Here is a 13,439-nt window from a genome sequence, read left to right on the forward strand (position 1 = left end):
AGTACCTACATCAACTGCAAGCAGTATGATATAGGCTTCGGGTAAACTCCCGAATTTCCTTGAGGGTACTCATAGAACCCGAAGATTCTATCACCAATTTCCCCCTCCGGCTTTTTATAGTTGGAAAAACTCCCAATCCAACTCGTTTTATGTTGACTGCCGCGTTGATATCACGGTTTATAATGCCAACATCACACGCTTTACAATCGTGAATCCTATCTGATAGTTCTTTCGGTGCATAGGCATCACAATTGCAACAAATCTGGCTCGTGTAGTTTGGTTTCACCTTGATAACCTGTCCCCCAGCTTTCTCGGCTATGTAAGATAGGATATCAACAAACTGACCGAACCCAGCATCCAAGAAACTTTTATTTAACCCGCTTTTTTGGGCTTGATGATTTGGTAAGAACTTACCGTTTTCATCTTGTTTTGCTTTGTTCCGTAAGGTAAGATTCTTTAAGTCCAAGTCTTCTACAAAGAAGACTTTTTTACCAGTTATTGTTAACTGATGACTTGTTTTGAAGTGATGGTCTTTACGAGAACGTGCTATTTTCTGATGTAACTTAGCTTCCTGACTTGCTAGCTTACGTCTTTTAGCAGACCCTTTTTTCTTGGTTGACTTCTTTTTAGATATTTTTGCTAGTTTCTCTTGGTTTTTGCGGAATGCTTTTACTGATGGTAGCAGTTCCCCTTCGGAAGTGGCAATAAAAGCGTCTCCATCTAGTACCGCATCTAAACCATTGGAATTCTTAACAGTTGGAACAATTTCTATAGACGGAAGTAATGGTACTTTCCTGTCTTCCAATGATAGTGTTATGTACCAACCATCTGCTTTCTTGGAAACAATACAAGTTTTGACCTTGAAACCGGAGGGTAATGAACGGTGAAGAATTATTTCTACTTCCCCTATCTTAGGGAGTTTAATAAAATTTCCTTTAATCCAACTATCTAAGGCTTGTGGATAAGTGAATGATTTGAAGCTTGATTCTGATTTGAACCTGGGCTTACCACTTCGTTTACCATTTTTATCACCTTTGATGTAACGGTCAAAACCTAAATGAACCCGTTTAACAGTGTCTTGTAAAACTTGAGAGTAAACATCACTAAGGTCTAGTAATTCTCCTGACCATTCAACAAGAATTAAGTCCTCTTTGAGAAAGGGTAGTAAGTCTTGATGAGTATTGTAGTTAGGATTAACTCTAAGTTTTGGGAGTGGACAAGAGATGATTGAACAGCTATCTACTGGACAACGATTGTTTTCCCACCAATCCAATTTATCTCCCAACATCCTGTTATAAAGATACTGGCATAATCTTCTAACATGATTTAACCTATCCTTTTGTTCAGTGTTAGGCTTAATCCGGTACTGGTAGCTTACTCTCAACCCTATCTCACCCCCTCGTTGAGTATCAGTGTTATCATTAACTATGATTGATAGTAGGGAAAAATTGAATGAGTGTCAAGAATGACAGAAAAATATTTGTCCCGTGCCAGAGGGCTTTCAGACCTAAAAGCGCATTTAGTGTTAGTGACAAAATATAGAAAAAAGGTGTTTACAGATGAAATGCTAGTAAGGTTAGCTGATATTCTCAAAGAATTGCTTTCAAAGTGGGATTGTGAAGTAATAGAGTTTAATGGCGAAACTGACCACATCCATCTACTATTTAGGTATACTCCACAAACCGACTTGCCAAAATTTATTAATAATTTGAAGTCAGTTACTAGCAGGTATCTAAGAAAAGAATTCGCAGAGCATCTTAGTCAGTATTATTGGAAAGATGTATTTTGGAGTGGTTCATACTTCATTGCTTCGTGTGGTGGGGTAACGGTCGAAACGTTGAAGAAATATGTTGAATCTCAATCACGACCTGAGTAACAAATACTCATATGTCCTCCAATTTCGTCTGGCTGCGCCAAACATTGATTGGAGGACTATTCGCAAATGTTGCCGTTATTCATCCCGGCACTGATTCCTAAGAAAGAATACAGTGCGGGACTTCTACCGGGTAAAGTTAAAAATTTCTAGTGTCTGCTGACAAAACTGTTTAAGCTTTTCCCCTATCTGTGGGGAAGGTTCAGATGCACCAACAAAATTCCAGTTTTCCACCGTAGAAAGCCGCCACTGTTCACCAAGATGGTTGAACCCAGCGGCTTCCACACCTATTGCACGACGTGAACCGTTTAAGGGGTCTTGATAAAAACGGATTTGAATTAATATACTGCGGCTTTGCCAGGATTTACTGATACCAGGAAAGTGAAAACCTATGTCTATAGAATCTGGATCGACTAACTCCCTGGTTTGCGGGTCATTTTTCCAAGGTTTGAGATCCGATCTGGCATCTGGAAACTCAAATTTGAATAAATTTACTACGGTAGCAATCTTGCTGGCGAATTCAAGGTTTGTTGCCATCTCAGATGCGTTCACGAAAAATGCTCCTATATTGTTTCGGCTTACTTTATGTGACCACAGAAAAACCGCCAGAAGGCTTGATATATTAGTGTTTTAGATTATCAATACTTATTTAATTTAGCAACTAGTAGTTTATGTCATTAATTTTGATATGTCGTAGGGTTTAGATCCCCGACTTCTTAAAGAAGTCGGGGATCTTGTAACCCATTAGAATTAATGCGATAGACCACGAGTCCAAAAATCCTAATTCAGCAGTTTTGAAACTGGTATGGCTATATTAAGTAATTGTACTTAATATTTTGAGAAAAGATACTGAAAATATGCCTTCGAGGCAAAAGATTACGTGAAGATAGAGGATTTTCAGCAAAATCCCTCGCTAGCAAGCACGAGAAAATACCCTAGCGATCTAAAATGACACTGATAATTGGCAAGTAAATAAGTTCAGCTTATGCCGCGTCAACGCTCAATTTTGTCATTGATTCTGGTATTGTTGGCAACATTTCTCATTAGTTGTGGCGGTCCTAGCGTCGCAACACCACCTCCAACGTACACACAAGCTCAAGTCGTGAAAATTCAGGAATATACTCCTGAAATTCAGGCTGTACGCGATCGCTCACAAGAAGTGCAAAACCTGATCCAAACCAGACAGTGGATCAAGGTCAGAAACTTCACACACGGTCCTATGGCAGAAGCCAGGCTGTCGATGAACTACATCACATCCAATCTGCTCCCTAAAGACCAAGCAGCAGGGCGTGAGTTAGTGCGTGATTTATTGGATCACCTGATTAAAATCGACCAAGCTGCTGATGTGGGTAACACGAATAGTGCCTTGAATAACTCCGTCGCTGCTTTCGCAGATATTGACAAATTCCTACAACTGGTTCCTAAAACAAGCAGCCAGTCAGAAGAAAGCGAAGCGTGATAGGGTGAGGAGATGAGGGAGATGAGGGAGATGAGGGAGATGAGGGAGATTAAAAGATGAATTTGTCTTTCCCCACTTCCCATCTCCCCATCAATTCATCTCCTCATCTTCTCTGTGTTCACTAGCACAAACAATGAGTCATGTAGTTATTATCGGTTGCGGTGTGGTTGGGGCAACAATTGCTTACGAACTCAGCAAGGTAAAAGGGCTAGAAATCACAGTTGTTGACCAACAACCGCCCGCCCTTGCCTCGACAGGGGCAGCACTGGGTGTTTTGATGGGTATCATCAGCCAAAAAACCAAGGGTAAGGCTTGGCAGATGCGACAAACAAGCATCCAGCGTTATGAAACTCTTATCCCGGAACTGGAAGCCATCACAGGTCGTAAAATTCTCTTCAACCGCCAGGGAATTCTCATGTTACTCCCTGAACCCTCGATATCCTCTTTAGAAAAAGGAGATGGGGAAATCTCACAATGGGAAAAGCTGCAAGAAATCCGTCAATCTCAAGGTTTTTCCTTGGAAATTTGGGATAGTGCTAAACTTAAGCAAATTTGTCCTCAGGTTGATAACGATAAGATTGTGGGCGGTGTTTACTCGAAGTGCGATCGCCAAGTTGACCCGACAGCACTCACATTAGCTTTAGTTGACGCTGCACAGCATCACGGCGTTAGTTTCAAATTTGGCGTTCAGGTTTTGGGTATAGAACCCCACCCCCTACCCCCTCCTCTTTCAAGGGGAGGGGATACAGAACCCCACTCCCTGTCCCCTTCGCATGAACGGGGAGGAGGTGCTGAAAAATATTGCTACCAACTTGAGACAACAGAGGGAAAAATTACCGCTGATTGGTTTGTTGTGGCGGCTGGGCTGGGTTCATCTTTGCTCACAGCACAATTACAGCAAATGATTGATATCCGCCCTGTCCTTGGGCAAGCTTTGCACCTCCGCTTGGGGTATTCTTTGGGAAATCCCGAATTCCAACCTGTGATCACTGGTAATGATGTCCATATTGTCCCCGTAGGTGCTGGAGATTACTGGATAGGTGCCACTGTTGAATTTCCTAGCAACAAAGATGAAATACCACCCAACAAAGAACTGCTGGAGTCTGTTAGACAACAAGCGATCGCCTTTTGCCCAGACTTAGCCAAAGCAACGACTATCCGTACTTGGTCAGGGTTACGTCCCCGCCCTGAAGGACGCCCAGCACCAGTAATTGGTAAATTGCCTGGATATAATAACATCCTGCTTGCTACTGGACATTATCGCAACGGCGTTTTACTAGCGCCTGCAACAGCTGACGCGATTCGTGAGATGATTATCTCTTACGAATCTAAATAACTCACATCTGTAACAACATGACGACCCTACTCCCAAACCCCCTTCCCATGCATGGGGAGGGGGTGGGTCACTGTGCTGGTGCAAGCTGTGAAAATAACAAACTACCTTTTTATCTTTGCGTCTTTGCGCCTTTGCGTGAAGCTTTTCATTCAAATGTCAATAACAGAAAATAAAATTCAAGTTGGGTCATTAGAATGGTTTTACCGTGAATCTTCACCTATTGGTAGAACTGATTTACTCCCTGTGTTACTGCTGCATGGTTTACCATCACAAAGTTACAGTTGGCGCAACTTTTTGCCAGCTTTGGCAAAGCAAGGGACAAGAGCAATAGCGCCTGATTGGATTGGCTTTGGCTTTTCTTCCAAGCCAGAAAAAAGAGATTTCGCTTACACACCTGATGCGTTTATTACGGCTTTAGAAGAGTTTCTAAAATCCATAGAACTTGAACGTTTTTCTTTAGTTGTGCAAGGCTTTTTAGGTTCTGTCGGTTTACAATATGCCTTGCGTCATCCAGAACAAATTGCCAACATCGCTATACTCAATACACCAATTTCTAGCCAAGCAAAGTTACCCTGGAAAATTCAACAAATGGGATTACCTTTGGCAGGTGAAATGATTACCCAAGACCCCTTACTTGTTGACCGGACTCTAGAAGGTGGTTCTCGTTACGTCATTACAGATAAGGATTTAGATATTTATCGTAAACCCTTTTTGAAAAGTTCTGCTGCTGGAAGAAGTCTTCTAGCAACTATCCGTAATCTACAGTTGCCGTCAGCAATGACAGAAATCGAATCTGGTTTTCAAAAATGGCAACAACAAATTTTAATTTTGTGGGGAATGATAGACCCTTGGCTACCGCTAAAAATAGCGCAAGATTTTGTAAATCCCTTAGCACTTGGAGATTTAATTAAACTTAACAACGTTGGGCATTATCCCCAAGAACACTACCACGAAACAATTCTTGAAGACCTGTTGCCTTTTGTTCGTGTCAAAGATGTAAGTTAAGAAGAACACAGAACGCAGAACACAGAACACAGTTGGGTTTCCACAAAGAAAATATGTTCTATTTGGCAAGAAAAAATTCTTTTTTCTCGATGAAGAAATACATTAGCCTTTATATGAATACTCTCCATCCAGTTGTGGAGAACTTATACCGAAGGGCGTATAGGCGTTTTTTATTCTGAGTTCTGACAACTGGGTTCTGAGTTCTTTTTTGGTAAGAATGATAGCAATTGGAATTCAAAATTCAAATATCCTTTATATATTCTTAAGATTCTTGTGTCTGTAGGGTGGGCATTTTGTCCGCCATCTATTTTGCGCTTCATTAAATAACTCAAGTTCAGTTTCATGGATCAGATAGGATTTCTATAGCGCTGTTGTGTTACTTAACTTGCGGCGAAATTCCATTAATGGAGAAAAATATTCATGGCTTATTCCTGGTTTAAAGCTTTTCACATTGTTGGTATAGTCGTTTGGTTTGCTGGTTTGTTCTACCTAGTGCGTCTTTTTATCTATCACGCTGAAGCTAACCAAGAACCGGAACCAGCACGCACAATACTGAAAAATCAGTATCAAATAATGGAAAAGCGTCTGTACAGTATTATCACAACTCCAGGGATGCTGGTGACGGTAGCAATGGCAATTGGTTTATTGACTACGGAACCAGACGTTCTTAAAGAAGGATGGCTGCACGTCAAACTAGGATTTGTTGTCCTTTTAATTGGCTATCATCATTACTGCAAGCGTCTGATGAAGCAGTTGGCAGAAGACAAGTGCAAATGGAATAGTCAGCAGTTACGGGCGTTAAATGAAGCGCCAACTGTGATGTTGATAGTCATTGTGTTGCTGGCTGTGTTCAAGAATAATTTACCCACAGATATCACGGTTTGGGGCATTGTTGGCTTGGTGATCGCGATGGCGGCGACTATTCAGCTTTACGCCAGAAAACGCCGTAAAGATCAGGAAAAGCTTACCGAACAAGTGCCACAGATTCCACAGCAGCAAGGTAGTTAGATCATCTTACCTGGGTTGTCAAAGTTGTTATACATTAAGAAATGTTAAGAACAATACTTTGACATCTCAGGCGTAAGTATGTCCAGTCAACCATTCGGTCAACCTCGTCCTCTATGGCGAGTCATTCTTTTATCTGTAGTCACTTTGATGCTGTATTACGGGTGGTATAAATGGATTATCCAAGAGGAATTACGGCGCTATAACGGCTATGGTTGGTCAGGAACCCTTTCGCTAGCGCCGTTTGTCTTGGGGGTAACAGTTCCCCAAGCCTTGCGGATCTTCGATCCAGATGTTCCAGGATGGTTTGGCTGGTTTTCCTTGCTGGGTATCGTTTGGATTTACATCGTTCAGTTCAAGTTGTACAAAACAGTCAACGAACTCTACCGCCAAGCAGGAATGAAAGAACCGTTAGTGGTTTGGTGGCTGTTTATACCAGGATTGAATTTAATCGTCGGTTTGAGGCAAATTCACTTTTTAACTCAGTTTTGGGCAAAAAAACAGGGTATTACCGTTAACGATGCATTGGCTGAGAATATTCCTTTTTTGTCAGTTAATGCATGAGCAAACTTGATGACTAACCAAGAAAAAGCTCTCTTGCCATTGACTAACAAGAGAGCTACGGTGTGGTGTGAGGAGCAAACTTAATGTTTGCTTATATAAGTGTAGCAAACGAAATATAAAGTTTTGATAGTTAATTTCTTAAAATTATCAAAGCCGTAGTACCCCATCCCCAACGCCGTAGTCCGGGGATATAAGGCGGATAAAAAAAGTCCGTCTCCCAACAATATCAACTATCACTTGCTAACTTTGCCTTCACGCTGGCTAGAAAACGACCAGGACATATTCCCCTTTAAATTTTCTAGCGTAGTTAAAAATGACTCAATCCGGCAGCAGCTTGGCTGGAGCCCTCGTTATAACAGCGATCGCGAGGGGTTGCAACATGTACAGACATGGCTGAGTAAAAATGAAGTCGAATGACCCCGAATAGACATTAGGAATAGGGGACTGGGGAAGAATCTTCTTAATCCCCAATCCCCAATAATCAACCACCAATCCCTACCCACCAACCCGTTTCTTGGCTATGAATTAAAGGGTGATCTCCTGCTACCCACCCTAGAGCATTGCTTACTTAGTAGTACTTTATACTGTTGCTTGAGCACTGGACTTGCCAATCAGCTTTTCAGCATTTTCTTCGCTTTCGAGGATACCGAATTCAATCAACAACTCTTCTAGCTCCTCCATCTCAATGGGTGTGGGAATTGTGAGCTTATCGTTGTTGATGATCTTGTTAGCCAATGTCCGATATTCGTTACTTTGATTGCTGTCAGGTGCGTACTCGTTCACAGTCATCCGGCGTAATTCTGCGTGCTGAACGATGTTGTCGCGAGGTACGTAGTGAATCATTTGGGTGTTCAAGCGTTTTGCCAGGGTTTCGATCAGTTCGATTTCCCGGTCAACGTTACGGCTGTTACAAATCAAACCACCCAAGCGCACACCGCCAGTGTGAGCATATTTGAGAACACCGCGAGCAATATTGTTAGCTGCATACATCGCCATCATCTCACCAGAGGTAACAATGTAGATTTCTTGTGCTTTGCCTTCACGAATAGGCATAGCAAAACCACCGCAGACAACGTCACCCAACACGTCGTAGCTAACGAAGTCAACGTCTTGGTATGCACCGTTTTCTTCCAAGAAGTTGATGGCAGTGATGATACCGCGACCGGCGCAACCTACACCAGGTTCAGGACCGCCAGACTCCACACAACGTACGTCCCGAAAGCCGGTGAGCATGACTTCATGGAGTTCTATATCTTCCACAGCGCCTCGTTCAGCAGCCAATTGGAGAACGCTGGTTTGAGCTTTGCTGTGTAGCATCAAACGGGTAGAGTCAGCTTTCGGGTCGCATCCTACAATCAAAATACGCTGACCTATTTCTGCCATAGCAGCAAGGGTGTTTTGAGAGGTGGTAGATTTACCAATACCGCCTTTACCGTAGAAAGCTATCTGTCTGATTTTTTCGTCAGTAGTCATGGTTAGTGTTTTCCTACAATGATTTTGTTGGTGGATCTGAAGGTTTATGTGAGACGTTCACGCTTGCGTTGGCATATAGCGCCTACTGGAGGCGAACGAACCACCCCAAAAACAGTTACAATCCAGAACATATGCAAGTGTTGATAAGTTTGTGTTGATTATTAGTCATGAGTCCTTTTTCCTGAACAATGACTAATAAGCAATGGCTCAATTGCTTTGACTATCTGGTTCTACAGTCAACAGCGATCGCCCGGAGGCGGGCACTCTGTGCCATCGCTGCGGGCTGCGGGTACTGCGTGCGATCGCTCTTTGGACAGTGCGTTCCGGGCGATCGCCCAGTCTGGCTTTTATGTCAATCTTGAGGGTTGCCAAAACAATCCACACTGAGGCAGATATATTTCCACTCTCGTTTGACTTCGACACAACTGACGCCAGCCAAAATTGCCAAAAAGCTCAATTTATTGAACCGCAAAGCGGCTGCTAACGCAGATAAAAAGATGAGAATGCGTAAGTCCTATTCGATTTAGATCTCGTCAAACCGCTACGAGTCGTTCGTCGATTTCAGATGAATTCTGGCGTTTTGGCGGATAGTGCAAATGTCACCAGACGCGCAGTCATAGGGAATTGCGTTCAAAGATATCAGCCAGTTGTTGGGACAAGGGACACAAAGGAGAGAGGGTAAGATGTATGAACGCAACTTGGTATCAGATAGATGATTTCTCCAAACGAAGTGACGCTATCTGTAGCTTGCTTCCCATAGGGTAGAGTAAGCGTGCTTGGAGTTGATGTAGGGAAACTCTATATCTATCGATAACGAAGCTTTGAAAACTTGTATCTGACCATCGCCAGTTTTTACAACAAAACTCTAATCGTAGCTCAAATCTTTAGAATGGTTGCAGCAGGAGTTCTTAATTTACGTAGAGTTTTGCCACACAACCAACCAAAATAGCAATCCACTCTAAATCGTTGCTACCACGTTCCCAGTTTTGCTAGTATCATAACCGCCGAGAACCTCTAACTGTGAGTGAACCTGCCAATATCCCAAGGTAGTGAGCAAATACCGTGCTTGATTATAAGCTAGCTCAGTTAGCCAACTCTTGTAGGCTCATAACCAGACGAGTTCTGATTAACTTGAAGTTGTTACAAAGGTCACTATCCTGCTTCATCTGGCTTTATCCCTTTATTAAAAGCTGTAGCGAATTGAAGTGGATTGACCAAAGCAAATAAACTATATTCAACTTACCTCAATTTTTTATTGAAGTCTTTTTGTGCTTTTGCTTTTTTTGATTCCTATACAAACCATAACATATATATTGATAATTTATTTACCAATAAATAATAAAGTTTCATTGAAAGCCTATTTTTATTTTTCTTTGTGAGCTTTTGCTCATGGAGTTTCTTACAAAAGCCAATTTTCTAGAGATTTGATAGATATCTATATACGTGTGCTAAACAGAAATTCTCCAACTACTGTACTGCTTCGCGGTAACAATCAAAGAAGCAGATAAAAGGGAATTTGGCTGACACTGTCAGCAAAGGAAGTGATTAATCACGATACCAGGTTACCTGTAAGCCTTGGTTTTGCGCCAAGTTCATATCTCTGTATGAGTTGTAGCCTGTCATTGTCATCTGTTTTCCCTCAATTTTCAAAGAAAGAAATTTTTGAAAAAAGTTTATTTTTCCAGAACTAGTGATTTGAATTTCAAAGTAAGTTCCATCAGTAGCTCTAGTTACATTTTTGTAACTAACCTTTTTATCGTTACCGAACTTTATGGTATTTGGATTAATTAACAGAGTTTCTCCTCGACCATTCGACCATGTACCGACGTAATTTTGAGAAGATTTTGCTAATAGAAGTGTCGTGGGTTGTGTGTCGTTAATTGTTAAAGGTATAGTTTTAGTATCCTCAGCGGTAGGGAGATTTCTTAAAGCTAGCTCTTGAATATTTTTTTCTAGGTTGCTAGCACTCACTGGTGTTTGGAAAAGAGTATAACCACCAACAGAAGTAGCCAATAAAAGTCCTAAAGCAGTCAATCGCTTCTTGAACAATCTATACATGATTTTCTCGTTTATGTAGTTATTTTTTAAGAAAAAGATAGTATTTTTTAGCTTGATAAGTGATTTTCAGAAAAAATTACTATTTTTTCAAATTAATATAAAACTCAGCTTGTAAATCAAATATCTATGCTGTTTTTAATAGTTTTTAGTGCGCTTACACTTATCGGATAATCTGCATTTTGGTAATTAAAGTCTCTAATCGAGATTTACCGCAAGGCTCAGCGCTTTGGCAATCGTTTACCGAAACTCGGTTATAGGATAGCCGTACTTTCTTGTTTAAAAAAGTTTTTTCATTTGCACACAACTCAAACGATGCACCGACACTGTTATACTGTTTTCCTTTGTTATCTACTAAGTTGACATAGCACATGATGTCACCATTTACTATGCTTTTAACTGTGGCAATTGTAGGTCTTTGAACTGCCTTATTCTGTGCTTGTACAGTAGTACTACCCAGCAATCCAATAGCAGAGGCAGCAAAGATAGACACAGATAAGCTGATAGTTTTGAAGGACATTTTTGTACCTTGCATTGTTTTGTATTCCTTTGTTGTCTTGAGTTAAGACTACTTAAGTTCAATTCGTGATTCAAACTTCATCATTTGTCTTTGACTAAGTGATTCAGAATGTATTACTTGTTTTTTCCTACATCACATTCATCTAATATTCCTGAAAAGAGGTTAAACTACTTTTGCTATTAAGAAACGCTCTGGTTCAAAGTTACTAACTTGAGAATTGCCTATGCTGGGAATACTCCTATCCCGCCCGTTCGCCGCTCTTGTGTTCCCGTAGGGTAGAGTACCGAATTAAATAAAGCGCTCCTGAGAAGGACGCCAAGAAAAAGATAGGTAATTTTGTAGCACCGAAGGCAGTAGTCGGGTCTAAACTGATTTGAAAAACTTCAGAAAGTCAGGGGTTACGTAATTAACCAAAAATCTATATAAAATAACACATTTATACACTGCGTAAGTCCTAAACCTTTTCCTGAGCGCCGAGTACTCGGGAGAAAGTAAAGCAATGGCTTTCCTCAGCACTTAGAACTGTTTTGGTCAGGAATAGCAAGATTCAAACATTTTTGGCAAGAACTGAAAAGACAATAGGGGAAAATTACTTGTAAGCTTATTTTTAGCATTCCCCTTTCGATAGATTTGACAAGAGCACGGAAAAAGTATATTGAAATGGATTACTAAGTGGTTCACAGGTGAGCCTTATGCTACTTAAGCAATTTCTCTATCAACGGCTCCAGTTTTGATTCGGTTCTTTGTTAATTTCTTCACAGGTGCCTGTAAGTCATGAAATCTCCTGAGCCTCAAACTCATTTTGAAGACAATCGTCCAGAAAGCCGATTAGAAGAGCCACCCCGCAGATCGCGAAGGTGGCTTTGGTTATTGTTAGCCGTAGTAGTAGCAGGTGGAGGCTATGGACTTTGGCGTTGGCTTGCTCCTCAAAAAAGCGCACCCACAGCTACTAATGCTCAACCGCCAGCATCAAGAGTCAAGATATCCACAGTACAATCTGGCATCATTGAGGATAGTTCAGAGTTTGTTGCTAACTTGGAATCGCGCCGCTCAGTGACTCTTCAGCCGAGAGTTCAGGGTCAAGTAGCCCAAATATTTGTCAGGTCGGGAGATACAGTGGCTGCGGGAAATCCCATCATGCAACTCGACCCTAGAGAGCAACAAGCAGCTGTCAGTAGTGTGAACGCTGCTGCTGAGGTGGCTCAGTCACAACTGGAAAATGCCCGCGCTATCCTCAGATCTCTGGAAGCTGAACGGCAATCTAGCCTAGCTGATTTGAGGTTGAATCAGCAGGACTACGAAAGGTATACCAATTTGGCATCTCAAGGAGCTGTCTCTCGACAGACGAGTGAGCAGTATGCTAACAGATTGGCAACATCACAAGCTGCTGTCCGTGAAGTAGAAGCCCGGATTAAAGCACAGCAAGCTAGCATTAACCAAGCTGAAAAATCCTTAAAGCAAGCACAAGCTAATACCAGTGAACGACAAGTCCAGCTTCAGTATTACAAAATCACCGCTCCCTTTGCTGGCACAGTTGGGAACGTACCCGTAAAAGTCGGTGATTTTGTCAATACGTCTACACAATTAGTTAGCATTACTCAAAACCAACCTTTAGAAGTCAATATATTCGTGTCGATTGAGCGGGGACCTCAACTACGAAAGGGAACACCAGTCGAGGTTATGGACGCACAAGGCAAGGTTATAGGTATGAGTCGTGTATTTTTTATATCACCTAATGTCAATAATAATACTCAATCCATACTTATTAAATCGCTATTTGATAACTCGAACAATCAACTACGAGCAGATCAGTTTGCTCGCGCAAGAGTGATCTGGAGCCAGCGCCCTGGAGTCCTCATCCCAGCAACAGCAGTAACTCGTGTCGCAGGAGAAACTTTTGTCTATGTAACAGCTCAAGCACCCTTACAACCTCCTCAAGGAGAAAAACGAGAAAAACCTCAAGCAGCTCAACAAGGAGCATCTCAACTGGTAGCTCGGCAAAAACGCGTGAAGCTAGGCAATATCAAAGGTAATAACTACCAAGTTCTGGAAGGATTACAGCCAGGAGACAAAATTATTGTCTCAGGGTTACTCAATCTTAGAGATGGTGCTCCCATCGTTCCTGAATCATACTAATGGCGACTAGGGA

Annotated in this window: 13 protein-coding genes; 7 read left to right on the plus strand and 6 right to left on the minus strand. The window is 41.7% G+C overall.

Annotated elements, in window-relative coordinates:
* Nucleotides 1-10: 10 nt before the first annotated feature.
* Nucleotides 11-1,384 (minus strand): RNA-guided endonuclease InsQ/TnpB family protein, encoded by a 1,374-nt coding sequence (locus tag ACM0OZ_RS00535; RefSeq protein ID WP_414580788.1) that lies wholly within the window; start codon nt 1,382-1,384, stop codon nt 11-13.
* Nucleotides 1,385-1,465: 81 nt separating this feature from the next.
* Here ACM0OZ_RS00535 and tnpA point away from each other — a divergent pair, with 81 nt between their 5' ends.
* Nucleotides 1,466-1,876 carry an IS200/IS605 family transposase gene (tnpA, locus tag ACM0OZ_RS00540; RefSeq protein ID WP_414580789.1) on the plus strand — a complete coding sequence of 137 codons (411 nt, stop codon included), beginning with the start codon at nt 1,466-1,468 and terminating at the stop codon, nt 1,874-1,876.
* Between the two features lie 123 nt (nt 1,877-1,999).
* Here the strand turns inward: tnpA and ACM0OZ_RS00545 are convergent, their stop codons facing one another.
* Entirely contained in the window at nt 2,000-2,425 is a 426-nt protein-coding gene (locus ACM0OZ_RS00545) for a hypothetical protein (RefSeq protein WP_096569129.1), read from the minus strand.
* 433 nt (nt 2,426-2,858) lie between these two features.
* On the opposite strand from ACM0OZ_RS00545, the gene psbQ reads away from it, so the two are divergent.
* The 5 genes from psbQ (at nt 2,859) to ACM0OZ_RS00570 (ending at nt 7,242) form a co-directional block, all read left to right on the plus strand.
* Nucleotides 2,859-3,332, plus strand: a complete 474-nt coding sequence (gene psbQ, locus ACM0OZ_RS00550; RefSeq protein ID WP_414580790.1) for a photosystem II protein PsbQ — start codon at nt 2,859-2,861, stop codon at nt 3,330-3,332.
* A gap of 133 nt (nt 3,333-3,465) precedes the next feature.
* The gene (locus tag ACM0OZ_RS00555; RefSeq protein WP_414580791.1) at nt 3,466-4,668 is read left to right on the plus strand and encodes an NAD(P)/FAD-dependent oxidoreductase; all 1,203 of its coding nucleotides are present in this window, start codon (nt 3,466-3,468) and stop codon (nt 4,666-4,668) included.
* Nucleotides 4,669-4,821: 153 nt separating this feature from the next.
* On the plus strand, nt 4,822-5,673 hold the full coding sequence (locus ACM0OZ_RS00560) for an alpha/beta fold hydrolase (RefSeq protein ID WP_414580792.1): 852 nt from the start codon (nt 4,822-4,824) through the stop codon (nt 5,671-5,673).
* 420 nt (nt 5,674-6,093) lie between these two features.
* Complete coding sequence (hemJ, locus tag ACM0OZ_RS00565) at nt 6,094-6,681, plus strand: protoporphyrinogen oxidase HemJ (protein ID WP_414580793.1); 588 nt, start codon at nt 6,094-6,096, stop codon at nt 6,679-6,681.
* A 78-nt stretch (nt 6,682-6,759) separates the two neighbouring features.
* Complete coding sequence (locus tag ACM0OZ_RS00570) at nt 6,760-7,242, plus strand: hypothetical protein (RefSeq protein WP_414580794.1); 483 nt, start codon at nt 6,760-6,762, stop codon at nt 7,240-7,242.
* A gap of 579 nt (nt 7,243-7,821) precedes the next feature.
* Here ACM0OZ_RS00570 and nifH read toward each other — a convergent pair.
* From nifH to ACM0OZ_RS00590, 4 genes are all read right to left on the minus strand, one after another.
* The gene (gene nifH / locus ACM0OZ_RS00575; RefSeq protein WP_414580795.1) at nt 7,822-8,715 is read right to left on the minus strand and encodes a nitrogenase iron protein; all 894 of its coding nucleotides are present in this window, start codon (nt 8,713-8,715) and stop codon (nt 7,822-7,824) included.
* A 207-nt stretch (nt 8,716-8,922) separates the two neighbouring features.
* A complete protein-coding gene (locus ACM0OZ_RS00580; RefSeq protein WP_414580796.1) occupies nt 8,923-9,138 on the minus strand; it encodes a hypothetical protein in 216 nt (71 codons plus the stop codon).
* Between the two features lie 1,122 nt (nt 9,139-10,260).
* Nucleotides 10,261-10,773, minus strand: a complete 513-nt coding sequence (locus ACM0OZ_RS00585; protein ID WP_414580797.1) for a hypothetical protein — start codon at nt 10,771-10,773, stop codon at nt 10,261-10,263.
* A gap of 160 nt (nt 10,774-10,933) precedes the next feature.
* Entirely contained in the window at nt 10,934-11,305 is a 372-nt protein-coding gene (locus ACM0OZ_RS00590) for a hypothetical protein (protein ID WP_414580798.1), read from the minus strand.
* 759 nt (nt 11,306-12,064) lie between these two features.
* Between ACM0OZ_RS00590 and ACM0OZ_RS00595 the strand changes: the two genes are divergently transcribed.
* Nucleotides 12,065-13,426, plus strand: a complete 1,362-nt coding sequence (locus tag ACM0OZ_RS00595) for an efflux RND transporter periplasmic adaptor subunit (protein ID WP_414580799.1) — start codon at nt 12,065-12,067, stop codon at nt 13,424-13,426.
* Nucleotides 13,427-13,439: the final 13 nt, after the last annotated feature.

Origin of the sequence: Scytonema sp. PCC 10023 (assembly GCF_963920835.1) — a bacterium.
In the GTDB taxonomy this organism is placed as follows: domain Bacteria; phylum Cyanobacteriota; class Cyanobacteriia; order Cyanobacteriales; family Nostocaceae; genus Kalymmatonema.

Coding starts and splice junctions, on each gene's coding strand:
- tnpA (WP_414580789.1), top strand. CDS start 1,466: ATGACAGAAAAATATTTGTCCCGTGCCAGAGGGCTTTCAGACCTAAAA.
- psbQ (WP_414580790.1), top strand. CDS start 2,859: ATGCCGCGTCAACGCTCAATTTTGTCATTGATTCTGGTATTGTTGGCA.
- ACM0OZ_RS00555 (WP_414580791.1), top strand. CDS start 3,466: ATGAGTCATGTAGTTATTATCGGTTGCGGTGTGGTTGGGGCAACAATT.
- ACM0OZ_RS00560 (WP_414580792.1), top strand. CDS start 4,822: ATGTCAATAACAGAAAATAAAATTCAAGTTGGGTCATTAGAATGGTTT.
- hemJ (WP_414580793.1), top strand. CDS start 6,094: ATGGCTTATTCCTGGTTTAAAGCTTTTCACATTGTTGGTATAGTCGTT.
- ACM0OZ_RS00570 (WP_414580794.1), top strand. CDS start 6,760: ATGTCCAGTCAACCATTCGGTCAACCTCGTCCTCTATGGCGAGTCATT.
- nifH (WP_414580795.1), bottom strand. CDS start 8,715: ATGACTACTGACGAAAAAATCAGACAGATAGCTTTCTACGGTAAAGGC.
- ACM0OZ_RS00585 (WP_414580797.1), bottom strand. CDS start 10,773: ATGTATAGATTGTTCAAGAAGCGATTGACTGCTTTAGGACTTTTATTG.
- ACM0OZ_RS00590 (WP_414580798.1), bottom strand. CDS start 11,305: ATGCAAGGTACAAAAATGTCCTTCAAAACTATCAGCTTATCTGTGTCT.
- ACM0OZ_RS00595 (WP_414580799.1), top strand. CDS start 12,065: ATGAAATCTCCTGAGCCTCAAACTCATTTTGAAGACAATCGTCCAGAA.